Raw genomic sequence first — 22,981 nt, 5'->3', positions numbered from 1 at the left:
GTTCGTCCCTCCGGGACTAAAGAGGGCTCCTTTGTGTGCTAGGTCCGTGGGTTGAAACCCACGGTTATTATGTAGTTCGTCCCTCTGGGACTTCTCTAGAAGTTGATGTTTAGTTTATGAGTAAGTAGATTTTCTTTTATCAAAAGCCCTGATCTTTGATCTGTTTTTTTTGTGTTGGATACCGTCCGTCCCTCCGGGACTTTGGAGTCATCTGGTTTGCAGGGTACGTGGGTTGAAACCCACGGTTATTAAGTCGTTCGTCCCTCTGGGACTGCTTTAGAAGTTGATGTTTAGTTTATGAGTAAGTGGATTTTCTTTTATCAAAAGCCCTGATCTTTGATCTGTTTTTTTTGTGTTGGATATCGTCCGTCCCTATGGGACTTTGGCGTCATCTGGTTTGCAGGGTCCGTGGGTTGAAACCCACGGTTATTATATAGTTCGTCCCTCTGGGACTGCTTTAGAAGTTGATGTTTAGTTTATGAGTAAGTAGATTTTCTTTTATCAAAAGCCCTGATCTTTGATCTGTTTTTTTTGGGTAGGATACCGTCCGTCCCTATGGGACTTTGGAGTCATCTGGTTTGCAGGGTACGTGGGTTGAAACCCACGGTTATTATATAGTTCGTCCCTCTGGGACTGCTTTAGAAGTTGATGTTTAGTTTATGAGTAAGTAGATTTTCTTTTATCAAAAGCCCTGATCTTTGATCTGTTTTTTTTGTGTTGGATATCGTTCGTCCCTCCGGGACTAAAGAGGGCTCCTTTGTGTGCTAGGTCCGTGGGTTGAAACCCACGGTTATTATGTAGTTCGTCCCTCTGGGACTTCTTTAGAAGTTGATGTTTAGTTTATGAGTAAGTAGATTTTCTTTTATCAAAAGCCCTGATCTTTGATCTGTTTTTTTTGTGTTGGATATCGTCCGTCCCTATGGGACTTTGGCGTCATCTGGTTTGTAGGGTCCGTGGGTTGAAACCCACGGTTATTATGTAGTTCGTCCCTCTGGGACTGCTTTAAAAGTTGATGTTTAGTTTATGAGTAAGTGGATTTTCTATCATCAAGAGTCCTGATCTTTGATCTATTTTTTTTGTGTTGGATATCGTCTGTCCCTATGGGACTTTGGCGTCATCTGGTTTGCAGGGTACGTGGGTTGAAACCCACGGTTATTATATAGTTCGTCCCTCTGGGACTGCTTTAGAAGTTGATGTTTAGTTTATGAGTAAGTGGATTTTCTATCATCAAGAGCCCTGATCTTTGATCTGTTTTTTTTGGGTAGGATACCGTCCGTCCCTATGGGACTTTGGAGTCATCTGGTTTGCAGGGTACGTGGGTTGAAACCCACGGTTATTATATAGTTCGTCCCTCTGGGACTATTCTGAGAAATGTTGTCTGTTACTTGTGGACCGATTTTTCTTTTTGAAAATTATGTTGGGTTTGACAGATTGGTTATCGGGGAAATTGATTTTTTAGAAAGGACCAATGAGAACCAAACGAAAAGCTCCATAGGAGCGGCCGATGTAATAACCACGGCTTTCAAGCCGTGGATCAGGATAACTTAAGGGGTTGGGAAGTGCCGTAGGTACGGACGATTTATTCAGGATGTTTAAAGAGGTGCATTTACCATAGTGCTTAGATCTTCGGACAGTTTCATTTTCTAAGCTGTTTTATAGATTTTCTCCAATTTTTTGGTGTCTTCCAAAGATTTTCTGAAAACAGTAGGAAGTACAGCAAGTGTCGTCATGCCAACGAATACAAATAGAACCGCAAAAACCTGCCAAAAACTTAATGTAAAAGGTTCTAGTAAATTAAAATTCCCAAAGTATTTGTATCCCTGAATCATAAATTGGAGCGGTATGTATGTAAACATCAATATCCCTTGATTCCCTCTCCAAGATGCATAGTTTTTGTACTTTTTGAAACCTTTGCCAAAGGAATAATACCACCATAATGCCGCAAAAGCCAAGAATAAGAAACCTATCATTAAAGCGCTGCCTTCTCCGAAACTGAAGTTTTTTTCCAAAACATAAGCACTTTGGAAATAACAAAATGTCAAAAGAATAGGGAGTAGTATGTTTAGACTAAAAACACTTGATTTTAATTCTCCCCAAAAATATCCTAGCAATCTTTTTTCAATCAACTTCTTATAAGATTCCTCCAATTCCGCAAATCCAAAGATGCCGAAGGAAGCATGGACTTTTTGAAAAGCCTCCTCAATTTTCAGATTTGGGTTTTCAGCTAACATCACTTCAGCCTTGCAAGCCACATGATCAAGGATTTCATATTGCACATCAATCTCTGGATATCCTTTTTTCGAAATCAATATTTTGAGTTGCTCGATTTGGTCTTTACTTAGTTTCATACAGTCTTCAATTTTTGAATTTCATAGATAGTCATGGTAGAGCCGCTGACAAATAAAAAGGAAAAGCAAAGAGTGGTGATTCCTAAAATCGTTTTTGGGGCAAATCCTAGATTGAGCAGGAAATCAAAATTAGTAGCAGGTAACATAAGGCAGAAAACCAACCAAGAAGAATTCCAGGAAGCTACCACATTTGAATTTTTCATTAACTTCTTCTTTCACTTTTAAAAAATCTTCTACTGAAACCTTTTCCAGTGCCGAGATATAATGATCCAATAACTCATCATAGATTTCTTGATAAGCGATCAAGCAACGATCGAGTCGAGTTTTGATCGTTTGGGTTTCGGTTTCAGTAAGCGTTCTCATGGATTTTCAGAATACCTTTTTAAGTGATTTTGGCAGAGTTTTTTTGAATTCTTTGTTCTTTCAATCGTTAATGAGTTAATGGTAAGGAATGCTGCTTGATTGCGATGTAAATTAATAGAGCTATAGATGGGACAATAAAAGCATAACCAATAATCAGTACTTGACTAGGTTCTTGATAGCCATGGTGGTGGAGCATAAACGAGGGGACTAGCAAAACAAAGTTCATTACATTGAAATAGAACAAATGCTTTTTGAACGCTGCTTCATGGATTGCCTTTTTCGCTTTGTTTTGTGCCAACAAAAAAGGAATGTTTTGTGAGGCATAGGCTGCAAAAGCAAGTAGGGCAAAAACCATCAGTAGTGTGAGATTGGCAAAGGAATGAAAGCCCATGAAGCAATACAGGCTGTAATTCAACGCCAAAAGCAAGGCAAGGATACCTATTGTTAATTTGTTGAAATTCTGTAATGATATTTTTGTAAGTAATAGCTTGTCTAAATCTCTTGTTGCTAGTGTTACTTGTTGCTTTTCCATTTGACGAATGGTGGACCAGCAAAAAGTCTGATCCAATTCATTCAAAACTTCTTCCATAGATCGTTTTTGCTCCAACTCTAAAGCTGTCTGATAATGATCCAATACCTCATCCCTCACCTCAATATAAGGGATCTGTTTAGCATTAATGTGATAATGTAACTTTTCTATATCCTTTTCGCTCAGTCTCATACCAATGCCGTTTTAGATTTGATTTGCCATACTTCAAGTAGGGTGAGCACATATATTGAAAGGATGATGAAAATTATCACAGCAATTGACGGGGCCAAATTGGCGATTGGGTTGGAATTAAAAATCCATTCAGCAGACCACATGATACCATAGGCCATCATGCCTGGCAGGTAAAGTTTTTCAGAAAAAGGGTATGATAGTGAAGATTGAAGAGATCCTGCTGTATTGAAGTCCTTTTTTATGGCCTTGATCCTAAAATGGGATTTAATCAAAAAGAAAATATGAGCACCTGCTAAAATCAAGAGAGGAGATAGCATCAGTATCGCTATTTCTTTTTGATCAGTGACAAAACGGCTCATTTGAAATGCGAGGAAAGAAAAGATTATTACATATAGAATTTTGGAGAAGCAAAAATATTTTTTCAAAACCTGCCATTGGAGGCTGCTGAGCTCTTTTCTGATTTCTTTGTTAAATTTTGCCTGAAGGGCATGACAATAAGCATACGTGAATTTCTGTTCCAGTTCAAAAAGTTGTTCATTGAATTCCTCTTCAGAAAACTCCTGCAAGTGACTGATGTAATGGTCATACACCTCCATCAGGATTTCTGCTGAGGAGATCTCTTTCCGCATGATGGCTTTGCGGATTTCCTGTAGTTCTATGTCGGTTAGTTGGCGCATAAAATTTTGGTTTCTCGCAACGGGCGCAAAGTTTTCGCCACGTTCGCTACGGGTACTTTTTAAATCTGTAATTAACTTTTAAATCAATGTACAATAATAATTTCTTTGCGTTCGTTGCGTCATTCGTTGCGAACGCTGCGTGAACCCTTTAAGCCAAGCCCGGTTTCCACTCAGGATCCAAAATCCGCTGCAAGTTACCGACAAAGCTTTGCAGCTCGGACATCTTGGCGCTGACTTCCTTTTGCCCATCTTTGGTCAGGCTGTAGTATTTCCTTACCCGATTGTCCACCTGTTCGATTTCCGTGGTCAACATTCCTTCTGCTTCGAGCTTGTGGAGGGCAGGGTAGAGGGCACCTTCTGTGATTTTGATCTCACCTTCTGTAAGTTCTTTTACCTTTTGGGTGATCTCATAGCCATACATCCTGTCATTTTCCTCTAGTAGTTTGAGGATAATGGTTTGCAGGCTTCCTTTGATTAGGTTATTGTTAGACATGATATTTGTTGCATTGGATGGCTAAATATATAAAAAAATTATATACATAAGAAAATTGGGTATTATTTTAGATTTTAGACAGGTCTGTGTAACCTTTGAGGTATTTTTTTGAGCTCGAAGGTTTTGATTGGTGGAAGGGTGAAGCCTGATTTATTACTTACGGATGACGATGTTTTTTTTATCATCGCAGCTTACTCTAAATAATCATGTTTTGATATTTGTAGGTCGAGTTGATGCGTCACCCGAAGATTGCATTTTTAGATCCATGAGTGTAGAGATTGAAGCTTTCTCACCTGAAATGTTAAAAATTGCAATAGGAGAAAAATATGAAACTAAAAATTCGGTATAAGATGGATTAAGTTTTATCTTTAAATATTAATGTTAAGTCTGGTACAGGTTTCTCAATTGAAGAGTTGTCGTTTTTCTTCTCCGAATTTTGAAAACTGTTGTAGAATGAATCACTTATTCAACAATTTTTGATTAAATACCTTATGAAAAATCTCTCGTTATATTTCGCTTTACTGTTTTGTTTGTTTTTTTTCGATACTTATGGGCAGAGTCGCATCAAGCTTGAAATGTATACCGGACCTCAATATGGTTATCAAAAACTGCTCAATGACCCGGAGCCTAGTTTAGATTTCAACGGTCTGGTTGCCAACCATATTGGCTTAGGTATTTTGTACGGGATAGGAAATGATTGGCAGCTTTCTTTGCAGTCAGAGTTGACAGGTATTGCCTTCAATTACACTGGATTTATTGATTTTCCCGAGGAAAGGGTTTATAGAAACTTTGATGTAAGGGGAGGGAATCTATGGAACCATAGGCTTGGGCTTAGGAAAAACTGGGAAAAAGGCAATCATGCTTTTTTTGTCCAGCCGTCAATAGGACTTACCTTACAGCGATACAGTGAAATCAATGAAAGGGATTCTATCAGTTCAATTCAATTTTTTACTTATAAAACAGCGGTAGTTTCCAATGCATCACTGGAAGCGGGGGTGAAATTTTATACCAAAACCAAAAATTACTTTTCCATCGGTGTCAGACATCAGCAGGGCTTGGGAGTATTGGGTGTCAATCAGTTTAGATGGATGCAGTTTACTCCAACTCCTGAGTTGCAAAGAAGAGGCTCATATACTGGATTGGTTCTGGGTTATGGAATTGACTTTAAAGGCAGGTCAGCTGATGAAATAGCGTCTTGGAGGCTTGGAAGAGAAGAAAGAAAAAGAGAGAGAAGGGATGCTGCTTGGGGTGATGGTGCTTATGTGATGGTGAGTGGCTTGCTTAGGTTCCGCTCAAGTACCGAAAAACAGCAAAATTTGGAATTCTCCCATATATCAGGAGGGAATGAGTTTTTGGGGGGCTATACCTTCGGTGCTCTTAGTGTAGAGTCCGGATATGGGAGACTGAATGCCTATACAAATGCAGTCATTGGGGATGGAGCATTAAACATCCATACGCCCACAGATTACACGGTAAATGTTATTCCTTTGAGGATTAGGTATCACAGGAATATCGGTGATAAAAACAGACTGAGGGTTGGGGTATCGGGAGCTACATTTTATACTTTGTCAACACATGGGTCTCTTTGGTATCGAGGTGTGACGGAGTCTATAGGGCCATTACAATATAGCCTTAGCAGCTCACCTCTGGAACAAAATTCTAAGGGTAAAGTATTTTTTAATGCTGGTGTTTTTACCGAAGTCCCTGTTTTCAATTCCAGCATGTTGACATTTAACCTGTCACGGAATTTTGGCAGTCCTGAAGTAGGAAAAGTGAATATTATTGGAGAGGTCAATGGTGAACCTGTCAATTTTGATGCCTCTGGCTCACTCAATGGTTGGATGTGGGAATTCGGTTACAAACTCCCTTTGAATCGAATATTCAGGTAGATGCTGGCAGTCAAGTCTTTCATGTTACCTTTTGATGTACATGTAGGAGCTTCATTCGTGGAGGGTTACCTAGATTGGATTAGTATTTAAATAGCGGAAATTGAAATTGATTAGCTGCGATTTCTTTCTAAAATGGGTGGATTTTTCTTTTTTATTACAATGATTAGTTGAAAAGTCTTAATTTTAATGTAAAGATTCGTTTACAAGACCCATCTAAGATGAAAAAACTCCTGTGTTCTTTAAGTTTGCTCATTTGGGTATGTTCTTTTGAGGCCTATGCCCAAAGCAGGTTCAATCTTGAAATGTACTTTGTTCCCCAGCGACACCATCAAAGCCTATTGAATGACCCATCTCCTTCTTTTGATTTTGCTACCCGTACAGGACTGAATTTGGGCTTGGGCTTGTCATACAATATCAATAGTGACTGGCAAATGGTGCTTCAATCCTGGCATGTATCCTCACCTTTTCGGTTTACACAACATCCTGATCATTCGGTATCATCATCTTTATCGGAGCCACAGCGAATAAATTCGCGTTTTTCCTACAGTAATTTTAGTTTGGGTCTTAGAAGAACCTGGGGAATGGGTGAGCATACTCTTTATGTTCAGCCCTCTTTGGGAATAAATCGATCACGTAGTTTTGGATTTGAAAATCAAGATAATTCAGTAAGTTTTCCCAGAGTCAATTTGACCACCCATGTCGTTCCTGCGGCATCTGTTGAAGTAGGGATGAAGTTCAATGCTCCAAATAATAATTATTTTTTAGTTGGATTAAGACATCATCAAGGTTTTGGAATGATGCAATCTTGGTTTACGTTTGGAGGAGAGGAACCTTGGCCTCAAGTTCAACGCAGGGGTAGCTATACTGGCCTTGTTTTGGGCTATGGCATAGACTTTAGGACAAGAAAGGGGGAGGACTGGAGAGTCACCAAAATGGAGCGAAAAACAGAGAAGCGCGTGGCGGCCTGGGGTGATGGCACTTATGCAATGTTCACAACCTTACAGAGGTTCCAGCCAGATTTTGTGCAAAGTAATGCTCCAGGCATGACCAGGCTTAGACCTGCTTCCCAAATTCTATTTGGTTACACTTCAGGCCAATGGAGTTTTGAGACCGGTTATTCCAGTTGGATGAGTCAGACTAAGGTGGAATCTCAAAACTTTGGATGGGTCAGCCTAAATGACCCAAGGACTAGGGCCATACCACTAAGGGCACGATACCATTTGGATGTAGGCCAAAACAACCGACTGAGGGTGGGAGTGTCAGCTGCTACTTTTGTTACATTAAACACCGTAAGGTTGGATGAAGCCCAAAGAGGTGCCGTAATGGTGAACGATGAAAGAGTCCCTGCATTAAGGTCCGTTCCAACGGATCAAAACTCCGGCGGGAAGCTCTTCTATCAGGCTGGTGTTTTCTTTGATATACCTTTTTTCAATTCCAGTCTACTTTCATTTAATTTTTCACAAAATTTTGGCAGTCCTGAAATCGGAGTTGTTGATGTGCAGGAAATAGTAAATGGAGAGCGTGTTGATTATACGGTATCGGGAAATCTAAATGGGCTTAATATTGAAGTAGGCTTAAAGTTGCCATTGAGTACCTTGATAAGGTAAAACAAGGATGAGATTAAAAGTATAGTATAATCGTTATTTGTAAAGAGTTTCATTTAATTTGCCTTTCAAAATTACCTCAATCCATGAAGTTTAGATTTACAATTCTCACCATTAGTTTAGTTTTGATTACAGTATTCCAAGCAAAAGCCCAAATTGGCTTTGGTGTTGAAGCATATGGAGGACTGCAGAAGTCGTTTTTAGATATCAATTATACCAATCCTGCATTTGTCAATGTATTGACACTAAGGTCACCTTTTGATTTACATGCAGGTGCTACATTTTTGACAAGGTTTCATAGCAAATGGCAAGTAGCGTTACAGGGAGAGTTTTATCGGGTGGCAGTGCGGGAAATATGGTCTGGTAATATTGGTCAGAATATCGTAAGAGGAGATGAGTATGGAATCTACAGCCTTGGACTACGGTACAATATAGAGAAAGAAGGGTATGCCTTTTACCTACAGCCTTCGTTTGGCTTTGCCGTGAATAATTACAACGAAAGAAGTACTAATTTGGGAAAAACGGCCCTAGGTCCCGTGTTGAGGGCTGAAGCTGGATTGAAGAATTATTTCAATGAAAGTAAAAATTACTTTTTCTGGGGATTAAGGTATCAATTGGGATTTGAGAATATGAATAAGGAAAATTTCCTTGATGCCAGAGACTACAGGATAGAGTCTTATGGAACCTATGCAGGAGCATTTATAGGTTTTGGATTTGATTTTAGTAAATAAGGATGAAGAAAGGCTGAAGAATGAAAAGGATAGAATAGGTGAAAGGGAAGCCTCAAGAAAGAGTCAAGAGATAAGACACAAGAAGCAAGACAGGTTTAGCGTCAATTTTTTAGCGAGTTATTACGGTAAAGCTTACAAATTCAGCATCAAGTAAATTTAGGATTTGATACAATCCCACCCAGAGTTTAGGTAAGACAAGAATCATGTTCCACCTTGTGTAATTTTTAAATTTTTATGGCAGCAAAATAATCTGACCAAATTTTAGTTATTACTGCATGTTTTAATTTTTAAATGACTGTTTATGTATTTGCGGATTGGATTTACAGGATTGTTTTTGGTTGTTTTGATGACTTTGGCCAAAGCACAGGGTAAATTTTTTGTAGAGATTTCAGGAGGTGCGTCCGACTCCTTTTTAAATTATCGAAATTCAGCCTTGGAGCCGGCACATCAATCCTACACCAAGTTGTCATGGAACGGAGGTTTAAAAGGCTTTTATGACTTGGGAAATGATCTGGAAGTAGGAGTGCAATTGGATTTTGTAAAAAGAAACCACTGGAGAACTTTTGGAGCCAATACATCAAGCGCTTTCAGTTTTTTGGGAGACAATGTTTTTCAGACGGGTTTGATGGTTCGGAAAACTTACCTCAATCCTAACCAAAGAGGATTATATTGGCAGACAGGTCTTAGTATGATTTTTCCTCCGGAACCATATAATCCTGTCAGTTTGGAGGGAACTGTTGACGGCTTGGAGACGGGGCTTATTAAAAGCAGACTTGGGTTAGGATTGAATGGAGAGCTCGGCTACAGGCTCTTTAATCTAAGAGAAAATTACTTTATCATCGGCCTCAGGTATCAGCAAGGGCTTTACCAAATGGAGCAACTTAATATTCCGATTTTTGGGAATGATGGCAGGCCTGCGGTACATCAGGTTCGCTCCTATGGTTCATTTGCTTCAGCTTTTGTGGGGTATGGTATCAATACTTCCAATTGGAATAAATACAATCGAAAAACTCCGAAGCGCTATTTCAATGAAAATAAGAGGATCAAAAATGAATTGGCCAACTTGGATGGTTTTTATCTGATGGCTTATGGAGGGTTTAGGATTAAAGAACCGATAACACCAAAGCAGGATATTTATTTTAACAGCAGTGGTCAGTTCAGTACAGTTATAGGATATAAATGGAAAAATTATTCTTTTGAAACAGGTTATGGACAATTTTCTGCTGGCAACAATGTATCACTCGATTATGGCTCATATCATCCTTTTTGGACAGATTGGGTAGTTTACGGAATCAATACACCCTTTGTGCCTTTGACTTTCAAATATGATATTCCGATTTCAGATCTTAAAACTGTAAGATTTGGGCCGAGTTTCAGTTCTTACTTTTTGCTGAAGAACAATACCAACCAGAACGAATTCATCTATCGGAATATAAATGGAGCTATGATTTTCGAAGATGGTAGCAGGATTGATGTTTCAGGGGTAGTCACAACCTTGCCCATTGAAGTACGAAAACATATGTTTTTTAATGCAGGTATGCATTTGGAGTTCCAGGTTTTTAACTCAAGTTTCATGAGTTTGAATCTCTTTAGGAATTTTGGTTCTCCGGTAATTAGTAGGTTCGAAGCAGACTATCAGGTTGACGGTACCAATATAAAATTTGAACAGGATGCCACTTTAAATGGCTTCAGGTTTGATTTTGGCTGGAAATTGCCACTGAATATTCTTGACAATCAAAAAAAGCAGGCCATGAAAAATTAATTCACCTAGTCTTTGACTTGGACAGCCCACTAAATTTCCCCAAATTACTGCAATGGATTATCAAAAATTAATAGAGGAAGTTTACGACGAGATTCAAAAAGAAAATCCCAGGGGAAAAGTGGCTACCTATATTCCTGAGTTGGCGAATGTAGACCCCGATCAATTCGGGATAGCTTTGGTGGATCTGAAAGGGAATGTGTTCGGAGTCGGTGATTACCAGACGGCTTTTTCAATTCAAAGTGTTTCCAAGGTGCATACACTAGCAATGGTATTCCATGTATTTAAAAGTAAACTTTGGTCAAGGGTGAATGTAGAGCCCAGCGGCAATCCATTCAACTCCATTGCCCAGTTGGAGTTTGAAAAAGGGATTCCTAGGAACCCGTTTATCAATGCTGGAGCTTTGGTTATCACAGATGCGCTTTATAGTAAATTTGAAAGGCCAACTGACCAAATAAGCGATTTTATCAATGAACTTTCTGGACGTAGCTGTGTACGAATCAATCAAGAGGTCAAAGAGTCCGAAAAAAATCATGCGGAAAGAAATACTGCTTTGGCCTATTTTCTGAAAGCACATAAAAACTTTGATAATAAGGTTGAAGATGTTTTAGATGTGTATTTCGCACAGTGCGCCATTGAAATGTCTTGCGAAGACCTTGCGAAATCTTTTTCATTCCTGGCAAATGACGGTTACAGTATTTTTGCCAAGCGTGAAATAGTCTCAGAAAGTCATGCCCGTAGAATAAATGCCTTGATGCTGACATGTGGTTTTTATGATGAGTCGGGCGAATTTGCATTTAGAGTCGGTTTGCCTGGCAAGAGTGGAGTAGGGGGTGGAATCGCCGCCGTGATGCCCCATAAGTTTTCTGTAGCTGTTTGGTGTCCGGAATTAAACGATAAAGGAAATTCAGTCAAATCTATCAAGGCTTTGGAATTGCTTACTGATAAATTGAAGTTCAGCTTGTTTTAATCTGTCCTTAATCCTCCATCACTATTTTTACTTCCACACGTCTGTCTCTCTCGTTGGCAGCTCGCTGCGTCCCGCGCACGACTTGTCCACCTGATTCAACGATGATTTGATTCGCTTTCAGGCCGAATGATTCATTTAGCGCTTCAGCCACGGCTTTAGTTCTATCCTCTGCCAAGCGAAGGTTGTAATTGACGTTACCGGTATTGTCGGCAAATCCTGTTAGAACAAGTTTGGCCGATGAATTCTCCTTTACGTAATCAGCCATATCTGCCAATTTCCTGAGCTCTTCTTCGTCCGGTTCCCGTTGGTTTACTTGGAAATAGATGATTTCTTTAGATTTCAGTACCCTTGATACTGGTTCGTTTTCTACATAGATGGTGTCACGAATAATTTCCGGAGACCCTGCAGCAATTGTTTCTTCCCTTTTACTTTCAATAGGAGTCGATACTGTTTCTGCTGCATCGAGTTCTTGGAGCATTGGAGTATTTTCCTTACTTCTAAGTGAAGTTCCTAAAATGGCACTGCTTATTGCCAGGCCAAGCCCATCAATTTCTGCCTGATTCAAAGTGACAGTTGAGCTGCTAGTGTTTTGCAGTTGAGTGGTTCCTTCCGGAATTTGTTCTTGAGTAGATTCCTGCCTTTGTGAACTGGCAATAGATCCTGCCGCTGCTCCTGCACCGAAAGGCCACCACCATCTATTTTTCCTTCTGGATTCCTCTTCTGGTTCTTGTACTTGTTCAGTCCTTTCAATTACCCTTTCAGTGACGATCCTTTCTTGAGAATCACGCGAACCTTGGCTCTGTGAATCACCATCATCTTGTGCTCTTTGATTGAGGATAAGTTGGTCACGCTGGTATCTTAGATAGTCCACTTCTTCTTGTAACCTTCTTATTTGGGGATCATCATCATAGCCTATTGTGGATGTAGATCTTGACGTTTGTTCTTCTTGTATAACTTCCTCTTGTCTCTTGCTTTCTTGTAGGGTAGATGTTTCATCGACCATTTTATCTACTTCCTGTATGGTAGCAGGCTGGACTGCTGTTTGTGTTGTATCTCTAGTGTCAGTCTGTCCGCTATCTTTTTCAATAAATTGGTCATCAATTTGAGCTTCCTGATTGAGAATTCTTTCTTGCACAAATACATCAATGCTGTCCTGTGATGGGATTTGATAAACTTTCCCAATTCTGTTGCTTTGGATTAAGCTCCTTAGACTGTCTATTTCAGCTTTGATTTCTGTTTCTCTTCTACCGGTGCTGTCTATGCTGTATCTAAGATTGTCAATCCTTTCCCGGCTATCTCTGAGCATTTGTTCTTTTTCTTCAATTTCTAGATTTTCATCAGCTTGAAGGTTTTCAATTTGTTCAGAAAATTGTCTTCTTAACAAGGTCAGATCGTTTCTGGACCTTTGTCCTTGGAGGATTATGTTTTCTCTTTGGAGAATTTGTTGCTCCCAAATTAACACCTGGGCCTTGTATTCAAGGCTATCCAACCTTTTTTCATCTATGATCTGAATATTATAATAGTTGTTGGTTGTAGCTTGAGTTTCTTCAGTAATTATTGTTTCTTCTTCTGAACTTTCAATGTCAATAAGAGCGGCAGATCTGCTGGCATAACTGGGACTAAAACTGCTTAGCCGCGGAGCTGAAAATGTTTTCTTGCTTGCACCAAAGTTGAATTTTAATCCCACGCTATGAAAAATTATCCAATCGCTAGGACTGTTTGGATTGCCTCTATTTGGGTTGTTTCGGTCAAGTAACATTCCCGAAGGATTGGCTGCATAGGCCTGGAAATCGTTGTCATAGGACTTTCTGTATTCGCCGCTTACGTCATCCAGATAATCCGTGAATGTGTACAGAAAGTCAGACTGTGCAAACAGCTCCATTCTATTACCTAATCTTATTCGAAAGCCCAATCCCAAATTTGTATACAAAGACCCTAATGAATAGCCATCTTTCAGTTCTGTCCTCAGTGGTTGAAGATCAGTTTCGTAGACTCCATTGTTTACAGGCAAAGGAAGTGTGTAGTCGTATCTCATTCCCTCATCATCTAACAAATCACCGTAGACCTCAAAATTGATCAAGCCAAAACCTAATGTGAAATAAGGGGCGATCAATGATTTGGAAGATAAGAGTTTGTCATTGTCAGTTTTAAAAACAAATGAGAGTCCCATGTCACGGGTATGGTTTTGAAAATTCAGGCTTCTGAAAAAATTAGGATTCTCCAACATCAAGCGGCCATCTCTTTGAACATACCTATCACTCATTCCAAAATGATATTCAGCGTAGCTAAACATCAGCCCGATAGTAGGGCTCAGTTGCCTTTCTAACGAAACCTTAAATGATGGTCTTTCTACATAAGTAGGGTTAAAATAAAACAAATGGTGTATTGCATCCATGTTGCTTAATCCGCGGACTTGGTAAGGGCTCAAATCGCCATAGTAATTGGAATAACCCATGCTGAATCCAAGCCTCCATTCAAAGTCCTTTTGCTGTGCAAAAACTGAGGCTGTGGCAAAAAGGATCAAACATACTGAGAATAATATCTTGCGCATGTCTTACCTCCTGTCTCCTAGTCCCAACCACATATTAAACTCGAGACTTATCCCGGCAAAAGGTTGTATATAATTTTGGCTGTAGTTACCGTTTCCTTCTTCGATGTTTAACATAACAGCACCAATATTGAGGCGCATGACCCTAAACATCTTGTAGCCCAAGCCTGCATAAATAGGCAATCCCGCCAGCTCTCCGCGAATGGTTTGCCCATCCCTTGACTCAAAGTTTGTCAGGAATACTCCTGCAGAAATGGATGCATTGCCCAAAAAGCGCGTAAAGGTTTTGTTTCCCAATGGAAGGGAAACACCCACATATGGGCCGTTAAGGTATTCGGTGTTTGAAAGGCTTCTTTTGATGGCGATGCTGCCATACCCAAAGTTTAGGGGTAATGTGCTCGGCTTTTTTTCTGTTGGATAATTGCTGATCGATCTGATGTCAGCGAGAGCCATGAGGCTGTTTTCAAGGTATTGTGTCGTTTCATCTTGAACCAAATCGATGAGCTCACTGATATATGCGCCTGCATAGACAGCTCTTTCGTTGTCGTCATTATTTCTTCCCAGAATATTGAACCGGGCCTGTCTTAATTTCAAGCGGCTTCTTTGATCAAGTTTTTGGCGTACGATTTCACTAAAACCTGGGAAATCACGCCCCAAAAAGTGTCGGTAATCCAAAAGGGCATCTTCTACAATTTTATTCATCTGGGTCATCATGACAGCGTCAGAATTATTGGTTCTGATTCCTCGAGAACTTATTTCAAAGTTGGCCCTGATATATGATTCCAAATTACGCGAGATTGACTCTCGCACGCTGATCATTTCAATGTCGTCAGCTTTCCGATAAAAGTAAAAGTCTAAATCATAGTTGTCATTATTTCGCAGTTCCCTCGAAACAAATAACTCATATTGGGAAACTTCGAAATCAAAAGCTCTTTTCCAGGTATACTCTTCGGCTAGGTTTTCATTTTTCCCAGACCTGTTTACCTTAACTTTGACAAGGTCAATTCCGGATGGTAAGGAGCCTCTAATAAAAAATGGTTCTTCAGATGGTAAAGGATTATTGCTGTTGACCTCGTTGTTTACCACATTGTATACAACAGATTTGATCTGTGCAGCTACCTGAAATGTCACAATAAAAAGCAAAATTAAGCTGACTAAAAGATGTTTCATAACGTGTTTATATATTTCATTTTTCTTTAATATACGAAAAAAGAACCCCTTAAAACTTGAAATGGTTTTAAGGGGCTTGGTAAGTGTCTGACTGTTTGGGAGAAGTGACCTTCATTTTTTTTTAGAATAATCAAATCTATACAATATTTGAATCGCTTATTTTACATATTTCCCGATTTTATCTTCAATTATCACATCTGAATTTTTTCTGATCTGCATTCGATAATAAACTAAAACTTCATCAGCACCTGCCTCTAATACTGCATCCTGAGCTTTCATTGCCACAGCCATCAATTGTTCCTGTTTTCCTTCCATAACGGTTTCAAATGGGGTGACCACATACTTCACTCCTGATTGCTGTATGACCGATATGGCTTTATCTACTAAAGCGTATGCGTCTAATGTTTGACTTTTTGGAATTATTTGGATACCAAGATTGATAATTTTTTCACTCATGATTTTTTCTCTTTTTAGTTATTTCAAAAATAGTTTGATTTGATCGGTCCAAATGGAATATCCCTGAGCATTAAGATGAAGCATGTCACCCATGAAAAGGCTTGGATCTGGGTTGCCTTGACCGTCCAGCATAGGTTCCCACATATTGATGAAATATGTATTCTTTTCATTCTGGGTCAATGCCTGGAGCGAGTCATTTAGCCTTTGGTAGTCATCCTTGAGATCCCATCTGGAAGGGCTTGGTTTGACTCCGATGATATATACCTCTATGTTTGGGTTTTCATTTTTTACCTTCTTGATCAATTCTTTAAATTCGTTAAGAACGGCCTCGGTTGTTTTTCCGGAATTCACATCATTGTCACCTTCGTAAATAAAAATTTTTGATGGGCTAAAATCCAAAACCAGGGGATCCAAATACCTGAGTAAATCACTCATCTGAGATCCGCCAAAACCGGTGTTAACTATTGAAAGGTGAGAGAAATCTTCTTTATAATTATTCCATAATCGGATGCTTGAGCTTCCCGTGAGTACAATGCCACCTTTTTCCCATCCTGCTTCCTTATATTTTTGAACCAACCGTTCCACTTCATTTTCAAAGGCTGAATTGTCTTGAGCTATTGACACAAAGTGCAACATGGAGAAGCAACATATATATAAAAGAAATTTCATTGGGGTATTCTTCATTCGTTATGTTTTTTGATAAATATGATTATCCGCAATCATGCCACTAATCAATTAAACGAGGGTTTATTGGCAAACGGATACTAATAGATATTGGATATTTATTGATATTGGTTCAAAATCAGAGGTTAATTCTATTATTTAGATTCTACTGGTATGAAAGCGGATATACATATTGATAAATATTAAAGATAGCTCGGTAAAGACCAAAAATGAACAGAATTTAAGCAAAAGTAAGTTTTGTACAGCTATGAACACCCGATTTCTACTGGATTCAAATCTTTTTAGCACTTAAAAAACAACCTTTTTTATGGTGTTAAACCTCATGTAGATGGATTTTTATCAAGTTTATGAAGTCTGAAAAAAAATTTAAGCACGATAGTCCGTTTTTTGATAAGTTTCTGAGAGCCTAATCCTATACATATGCAATCACTCAGGAATTTCTTTTGGTTTTGTTCAGGAGCATATGCTCCCTTGCTAAAACGCTGTCCTAGCGAATCTCAAAAATACATTGGAATAGGAGGTACTGTGTTTTTTACGGGATTAATGGCCGCTATTTCCTCAGGTTATGCTCTTTATACAGTCTTTGATTATTATTTTCAAGCTGTTTTTTTCGGATTGCTCTGGGGATTGATGATTTTTAACTTGGACAGGTTTATAGTATCAAGTATGAGGAAAAAGAATCAAGCATGGAAAGAATGGAAATTGGCCTTTCCGAGATTGGTTTTTGCCGGAATATTGGCCGTGGTAATATCAAAACCTATAGAGCTTAGAATCTTTGAAAAAGAAATCAACAGAAAGCTTGATGATGAAAGAACCATCATGTTGCAAACGAGCAAGAAATCACTGGAGGCAGTTTTCGGGGAAGTAAGCGCATTGGGAAATCAAAAAGATCTATTGAGGTCAGAAATCCAAGATGCAGTAATTTTTAGGGATAAACTCCAATCGGAATATGATTTTGAGCGCTTCGGAACCAGAACCGATGGCACTTCAGGTATCATTGGCTTGGGTATGAATGCTCGGAAAAAAGAAGAACAACTTGATGCTGCACAGATTGCATTGGATAAGTTACGGGAAGGACATCAATCAAGGATAGATAGGTTGGATGAAGAAATCAGAATGCTTGAGCAGGAAAAAAGTAAAGCCTTGACAAAGCTTGAACCAAATATTGAAGCTTATGATGGTTTGGCAGCAAGACTGGATGCCCTTTCTGTCCTTACCACTGATTCTCCTGCCATAAAAATGGCTGGTATTTTTATTGTTCTACTTTTTGTGGCAGTGGAGACAGCTCCAATTTTTGTCAAACTCATTTCGCCAAGAGGATCATATGATGAATTACTGGATTTGACGGAACATAAAGTTGTGGTATATGCCAAGGAAGAAACTACTAAACAGGATAGCAAATCAATTTGGCGCCTTTCCAAGTTTAGGCAAGCCCTTGACTGAAGTCTATATTTATTGGTCAAAGTTGTTCTTTTGCGATAGAATCCAACTGGTCCATGGTGCGTTTGACAGATCTCCATTCAGCAAAACTAATCAGACTAATAATTCGGGAAAGTCTTGTGCCTGGCTGGCTGAGGCTTTCGGCTAGACCTGTTATAATCTGATCCCTAACATGGGTACTGCTTTTCTGGTCTTTGCTGTAAAAGTATTCTTGGGCAAACTTCCACGCCCCATCTCTAGCGGTTCTGATACTAAAATTGACCAGGATTTCATCTCTGCCTTTAGCGAATCGAATCAAAATACGGAAGAGTGGAGAGACTTTCCCAATGTTGTTTTTCACCCCATCAACTAATTCATACAGGATAGCATTGATTTTGTCAAAATCATTCCGGATGGCTTCAAGATCTTTTCCTTTCATAGTCTCAGCCGCTGCAATCCCTAAGTCTAAGTTGATATGAGCATTTATGCCCAGAAGCAAGTGCTGCAATACAATGTGTCGTGAAGATGTAGCGGTATCAAAAGAGACTTTCCAACAAGTTGAAATTTCTTTTCCAGCTTTGTAATCCTCATATGCATCAATAAACCTTTTTGCAAAAATAATATCGAGCGTGACCATTCTGGGGTTATCATCAAACTCTCCATTGAGAATTCCTTCTTTTACCCGTTTGGTTACGTTTCTGTACAAAATGCCAAAATACCCCAGCCTGCTATTACTTTCATAACATTCCTGGACCACTCTGTCCAATTCTATGATAACATCATCTATGGTTTTCATCTATGCATTCATGATTAGTGATTCCAAAAAATCTCCTACAAAGTAAGCAACGGAAGCTGCCACGATTCCCAAACCTAAGGTTTCTCCGATACTTTTAAAAATATTGGTTTGGTTTACCATACTTTTTAGCGATCCGATCACCATAAATGCCAGACCTGTAAATACACTGGTCCACAAAAAGACATCAAATTCTGTGTGGTTAAAAAAGTCATATACATAAATCATCAATGGGATAAAGCCGATCAGTATAAATGAAATCAGGGTAGCCAGTCCAATTTTGAAAGGACTTTTTTCTTCAGGAATCATTTCCAGTTCGTTTTTCATCATTTCATCGACCCACCTTTCTCTGTTAGATGTAATCACCGCAACAACTTTTTCTAATAGCTCTCCTTCAAAGCCTTTTTCTTGATAGATTTCCCGGACTTCCTGTTTTTCCTTATCCGGGATATTATCAATCTCCCAGTACTCTATTTTTTTATGCTTTTGGTAATTTTCTTTTTCAGATTTTGATGAGAGATATGCGCCAACTGACATGGAAAATCCATCTGCCAATAAATTGGCAAAACCCAAAATTATGATGATTTCTGCACTCAGGTTGGCACCAACAGCGCCTGCTACGACTGCAAAAGTGGTTATCGCTCCATCTATTCCTCCATACACAAATTCCCGTAGGTAATCTTGAGCGCCTCCCAAGAAGCTGACCCGCTGATGTAGTTTACCTTCGTGTTGTTCCATACATCAAAGGTTTTGAAGTAAAAATTGCTTTACATTTTCGCCCATTATAGCTTTGATTTCATCTTCAGTGAATCCCTCCTGTAAGAGTGCTTCTACTATGATTGGCAGTCCGGTGATGTCAAACGGGACAGCGACACTACCGTCGTAATCAGAACCTAAGGCTACATGTTCAATCCCCACAAGGTTCTTGACCCTTTTCATACTGGCCACAATCCCCTTGATTTCATTTGTTCCTACAGCTTTATCAAAAAAAGCTATTCCAATAATCCCGCCCTTCTCAGCTACTCTCCGGATTTGATCATCACTTAAGTTTCTTGGCGAATTAAGCACAGCACGAATACCCGTATGAGAAACTACAACAGGCTTCGTGGAGACTTCTAAGATGTCATCAAACATCTGTGGAGAAGCGTGGGCAAGGTCAATGATCATATTAAGTTCATTCATCCTATGAATTACCTGGCGTCCAAACTCGGTTAGCCCTTCTCCACTTTCACCATGAGCCGACCCTCCCAGTTCATTGTCAAAAAAATGAGATGGGCCTATCAACCTGACTCCAGCTTCATATACTTTCTCTAGGTTTTCCATGCTTCCTTCCAAAGCATGTGCTCCTTCTATCCCCAATAAACCTCCAATGATTTGTTTGTTGTTTTTTCTGGATTCAATCAAGTTTTCCAGATCTGCCTTTGACTTGACAAAAATAAAATTGTCTTCAAAGTCATCTGCAAATTGCTGTAGTTTGCCAGACTGATACATAGTTCTGTTGATCAGGCTAAACCAATTGGACATGGGCCTTCCTTGTACAATATTCAAAAGTGTGATATTGTCCTGAGCATCAGTTTTGTTGAAGTCCATGTTTTGACCCCGTGGCGATTTTGACACAATGGTAAAAACTTGTAGGGCCACATTGGCTTCTTGCATTCGTGGGAAATCAACATGTCCAAAATCTGATTTTTGGGTAAGGTCACGGCCCCACAAAAGGGCGTCACAATGCAAGTCGGAGACGAAGTCAAGGGATTGGTAAAGTGTTAGAGCATCCTCGGATACCTTATAAGGAGCTGCTTCTTTTACAGAATTACTTCTTTTTTCTAAAATGGAAGGCACGGTCATAGTGCCGAGCCAATAAATTGAAATCAGTAGAATAAAAAAAGGAATGATTTTTTTCATAGCAAAGTGGTTTTGCTATCAATATAGTTAAAAAATCGTTAATTTATTTTGGCTGAAATCAGGGCTCAATTGTTCTCTTCTAAGTATTCTTCTCCTGTTTTTGTAGGGATTAAATTTTCTAATTCTTCCATGGTAAAAAGCTTAGACCGGATCATGAATCTGACTCCCATAGGGATTTCAAGAGAAAAACTACTTCCTCGTCCTTCTGTAACATCCAATGTCAACTGGGTATGTTTCCAATACTCAAACTGATCTTCATTCATAAAAAAGTCACATCCATAAATCTTTCCCATCCAAACATCACTGCCGCCGACTTTGAAATCGCCCTTTTCGAAGCACATTGGAGAAGATCCATCACAGCAACCTCCGCTTTGATGAAACATCAACTCAGTTCCAAAGCGTTTTCGCAAAGTGTCTATGACATCCATGGCTGATTCAGTGATCAATACTCTATTTGTGTAGGTTTTTTGGGACATGAGAGTTGGGAGTAGATTTAGATTTAAGATTTTAGATTTTAGATTGAAAAAACAGAAACAAGAGATAAGAATCAAGATAGGTTAGGTGAATATTGAAAGCTACCATTTAGGTTTTAAAAAGAGAAGCGAGTTACGATATAAAGCTTTACTCGAAAATTGAAGAATCAAGACGAAGAAAGGAGGTTGTTAAGTTTTACAACCTTTATTTCTTGGCTCTTGATTCTAAAACTCTCGTATCTCGCCTCATTCAAAGACCTTCGAGGTTTTGGAAACCCCAAAGGTCCATCAGCCTTATCTTGGCTCTTGTTACTTAAGTCTAATATCTCGTATCTCGCCTCTATTTTCTAAAAGAAACCAAGTTTATCCTTACTGTAAGAGATAAGCATGTTTTTGGTTTGACGATAATGGTTTAGCATCATGAGGTGATTTTCCCTGCCAAAACCAGATTTCTTGTATCCTCCAAAAGGAGCGTGAGCTGGATAGGCATGGTAGCAATTCACCCATACACGTCCTGCTTGAATGGCTCTAGGTATCTGATACAGTTCGTGAGCATCTCTTGACCAAAGACCTGCACCAAGACCATACATGGTGTCATTGGCGATTTCTATAGCTTCTTCTGTTGTTTTGAAGGTCGTGACAGAAGTTACTGGACCAAAAATTTCCTCTTGGAAAACCCTCATTTTATTGTGGCCTTTGAAGATGGTAGGCTGGATATAATAGCCTGTTTCCAAACCTGAGTTCAAACTGGCCTTACCACCACCACACAGTATTTCCGCACCTTCTTGTTTGCCTATATCGAAATAGGAAAGGATTTTCTCGTATTGATCATTGGAAGCCTGCGCACCCATCATGGTGTCTTCAGCGAGAGGGTGACCCATTTTGATGGCTTTGGTTCTTGCTATTACTCTTTCCATAAACTTGTCATAAATATCTTCATGAACAAGTATTCTTGATGGACAAGTACATACTTCTCCTTGGTTGAGCGCAAACATCACCGCACCTTCTACAGCTTTATCAAAAAACTCATCATCAGCATCAGCTACTGATTTCATGAAAATGTTCGGAGATTTGCCACCCAGCTCCATTGTTACTGGAATAAGGTTTTCAGATGCATACTGCATGATCAATCTGCCAGTAGTAGTTTCACCTGTAAATGCTACTTTCGCTACTCTCTTTGAAGTGGCTAAGGGTTTACCGGCTTCTGGGCCAAAACCAGTCACCACATTCAATACACCCGGAGGAAGAATATCGCCGATCAGTTCCATCAAAACCATGATGCTGGTTGGTGTTTGCTCTGCGGGTTTTACTACTGTGCAACATCCTGCTGCCAAGGCTGGGGCTATTTTCCATGTAGCCATCAACAGTGGGAAGTTCCAAGGGATGATCTGACCTACTACACCAAGAGGTTCTGACAATGCAATACTTACAGTATGCTCGTCATGTTCTGAAATGGTGCTTTCGTCAGCCCTGATTACACCTGCAAAATACCTGAAGTGATCCACTACGAGTGGAAGATCAGCTGCACGGGTCTCACGAAGCGCTTTTCCGTTGTCTATAGTTTCTACTCTTGCGAGCATTTCCAGATTTTCTTCGATGACATCTGCGATTTTATTCAATAATTTTGAACGCTCAGCGGCTGAAGTTTTGGACCAAGTCTTAAAGGCTTCATGTGCAGCATCTAATGCTGTCTCAATATCATCTTTATTGCCACGGGCAGCTTTAGAAAAAGCTTTTCCATCTATTGGTGAGATATTGTCAAAATATTCTCCTGAAGACGGAGCCACCCATTTGCCTCCTATATAATGGTCGTACTTTTCTTTGATGCTTGGCCTGTCTACAGGCTTCGCTTCTGATAAGGTTAATGTTGTCATATTAAATAGTTTATTTTGGATTTCGTCAAATCTACCAACTTAAATTTTTAAAAAATCCACCTAAAAAATCATCTTATCCACCTGTTTTGATTAATGTCGCTTATTTG

At 39.4% G+C, this 22,981-nt stretch carries 20 protein-coding genes; 6 read left to right on the top strand and 14 right to left on the bottom strand.

Going from position 1 to position 22,981, the window contains the following annotated elements:
- Nucleotides 1-1,643: 1,643 nt before the first annotated feature.
- The 5 genes from CLW00_RS10655 to CLW00_RS10635 form a co-directional block, all read right to left on the bottom strand.
- On the bottom strand, nt 1,644-2,348 hold the full coding sequence (locus CLW00_RS10655) for a hypothetical protein (RefSeq protein ID WP_106133670.1): 705 nt from the start codon (nt 2,346-2,348) through the stop codon (nt 1,644-1,646).
- 129 nt (nt 2,349-2,477) lie between these two features.
- Nucleotides 2,478-2,711, bottom strand: coding sequence for a hypothetical protein (locus tag CLW00_RS21265; RefSeq protein WP_146131408.1), 234 nt, complete (start codon nt 2,709-2,711; stop codon nt 2,478-2,480).
- Nucleotides 2,712-2,778: 67 nt separating this feature from the next.
- On the bottom strand, nt 2,779-3,432 hold the full coding sequence (locus CLW00_RS10645) for a hypothetical protein (protein WP_106133668.1): 654 nt from the start codon (nt 3,430-3,432) through the stop codon (nt 2,779-2,781).
- A complete protein-coding gene (locus CLW00_RS10640) occupies nt 3,429-4,109 on the bottom strand; it encodes a hypothetical protein (RefSeq protein ID WP_106133667.1) in 681 nt (226 codons plus the stop codon). The genes CLW00_RS10645 and CLW00_RS10640 overlap by 4 nt, the downstream gene beginning before the upstream one ends.
- 148 nt (nt 4,110-4,257) lie before the next feature.
- Nucleotides 4,258-4,602 (bottom strand): PadR family transcriptional regulator, encoded by a 345-nt coding sequence (locus CLW00_RS10635; RefSeq protein WP_106133666.1) that lies wholly within the window; start codon nt 4,600-4,602, stop codon nt 4,258-4,260.
- A 491-nt stretch (nt 4,603-5,093) separates the two neighbouring features.
- Here CLW00_RS10635 and CLW00_RS10625 point away from each other — a divergent pair, with 491 nt between their 5' ends.
- The 5 genes from CLW00_RS10625 (at nt 5,094) to CLW00_RS10605 (ending at nt 11,555) form a co-directional block, all read left to right on the top strand.
- Nucleotides 5,094-6,491, top strand: a complete 1,398-nt coding sequence (locus CLW00_RS10625; RefSeq protein ID WP_146131407.1) for a hypothetical protein — start codon at nt 5,094-5,096, stop codon at nt 6,489-6,491.
- Between the two features lie 218 nt (nt 6,492-6,709).
- Nucleotides 6,710-8,098 carry a hypothetical protein gene (locus CLW00_RS10620; protein ID WP_106133663.1) on the top strand — a complete coding sequence of 463 codons (1,389 nt, stop codon included), beginning with the start codon at nt 6,710-6,712 and terminating at the stop codon, nt 8,096-8,098.
- Nucleotides 8,099-8,181: 83 nt separating this feature from the next.
- Nucleotides 8,182-8,826, top strand: a complete 645-nt coding sequence (locus CLW00_RS10615) for a hypothetical protein (RefSeq protein ID WP_106133662.1) — start codon at nt 8,182-8,184, stop codon at nt 8,824-8,826.
- 301 nt (nt 8,827-9,127) lie between these two features.
- Entirely contained in the window at nt 9,128-10,588 is a 1,461-nt protein-coding gene (locus CLW00_RS10610) for a hypothetical protein (RefSeq protein WP_106133661.1), read from the top strand.
- 52 nt (nt 10,589-10,640) lie between these two features.
- On the top strand, nt 10,641-11,555 hold the full coding sequence (locus CLW00_RS10605; protein WP_106133660.1) for a glutaminase: 915 nt from the start codon (nt 10,641-10,643) through the stop codon (nt 11,553-11,555).
- Nucleotides 11,556-11,562: 7 nt separating this feature from the next.
- Here the strand turns inward: CLW00_RS10605 and CLW00_RS10600 are convergent, their stop codons facing one another.
- The 4 genes from CLW00_RS10600 to CLW00_RS10585 all read right to left on the bottom strand — a co-directional run bounded on the left by CLW00_RS10600 (nt 11,563) and on the right by CLW00_RS10585 (nt 16,413).
- Nucleotides 11,563-14,106, bottom strand: a complete 2,544-nt coding sequence (locus CLW00_RS10600) for an OmpA family protein (protein WP_106133659.1) — start codon at nt 14,104-14,106, stop codon at nt 11,563-11,565.
- 3 nt (nt 14,107-14,109) lie between these two features.
- Complete coding sequence (locus CLW00_RS10595) at nt 14,110-15,273, bottom strand: hypothetical protein (RefSeq protein WP_106133658.1); 1,164 nt, start codon at nt 15,271-15,273, stop codon at nt 14,110-14,112.
- Nucleotides 15,274-15,429: 156 nt separating this feature from the next.
- Nucleotides 15,430-15,729 (bottom strand): thiamine-binding protein, encoded by a 300-nt coding sequence (locus tag CLW00_RS10590; protein WP_106133657.1) that lies wholly within the window; start codon nt 15,727-15,729, stop codon nt 15,430-15,432.
- A gap of 18 nt (nt 15,730-15,747) precedes the next feature.
- Nucleotides 15,748-16,413, bottom strand: a complete 666-nt coding sequence (locus CLW00_RS10585) for an SGNH/GDSL hydrolase family protein (protein ID WP_106133656.1) — start codon at nt 16,411-16,413, stop codon at nt 15,748-15,750.
- Between the two features lie 420 nt (nt 16,414-16,833).
- On the opposite strand from CLW00_RS10585, the gene CLW00_RS10580 reads away from it, so the two are divergent.
- Complete coding sequence (locus CLW00_RS10580) at nt 16,834-17,856, top strand: DUF4407 domain-containing protein (protein ID WP_106133655.1); 1,023 nt, start codon at nt 16,834-16,836, stop codon at nt 17,854-17,856.
- Nucleotides 17,857-17,872: 16 nt separating this feature from the next.
- On the opposite strand, the gene CLW00_RS10575 is transcribed toward CLW00_RS10580, so the two are convergent.
- From CLW00_RS10575 to CLW00_RS10555, 5 genes are all read right to left on the bottom strand, one after another.
- Nucleotides 17,873-18,628, bottom strand: coding sequence for a DUF5995 family protein (locus tag CLW00_RS10575; protein ID WP_106133654.1), 756 nt, complete (start codon nt 18,626-18,628; stop codon nt 17,873-17,875).
- Entirely contained in the window at nt 18,629-19,363 is a 735-nt protein-coding gene (locus tag CLW00_RS10570) for a VIT1/CCC1 transporter family protein (RefSeq protein WP_106133653.1), read from the bottom strand.
- Between the two features lie 3 nt (nt 19,364-19,366).
- Nucleotides 19,367-20,527, bottom strand: coding sequence for a dipeptidase (locus CLW00_RS10565; protein ID WP_106133652.1), 1,161 nt, complete (start codon nt 20,525-20,527; stop codon nt 19,367-19,369).
- Between the two features lie 65 nt (nt 20,528-20,592).
- Nucleotides 20,593-21,003 carry a DUF779 domain-containing protein gene (locus CLW00_RS10560; protein ID WP_106133651.1) on the bottom strand — a complete coding sequence of 137 codons (411 nt, stop codon included), beginning with the start codon at nt 21,001-21,003 and terminating at the stop codon, nt 20,593-20,595.
- A gap of 344 nt (nt 21,004-21,347) precedes the next feature.
- Complete coding sequence (locus CLW00_RS10555) at nt 21,348-22,874, bottom strand: aldehyde dehydrogenase family protein (protein WP_106133650.1); 1,527 nt, start codon at nt 22,872-22,874, stop codon at nt 21,348-21,350.
- Between the last annotated feature and the right edge of the window lie 107 nt (nt 22,875-22,981).

The organism is Mongoliibacter ruber (genome assembly GCF_003003005.1).
Lineage (GTDB): Bacteria > Bacteroidota > Bacteroidia > Cytophagales > Cyclobacteriaceae > Mongoliibacter > Mongoliibacter ruber.
This window is presented reverse-complemented; position numbering and strand designations above follow the sequence as displayed.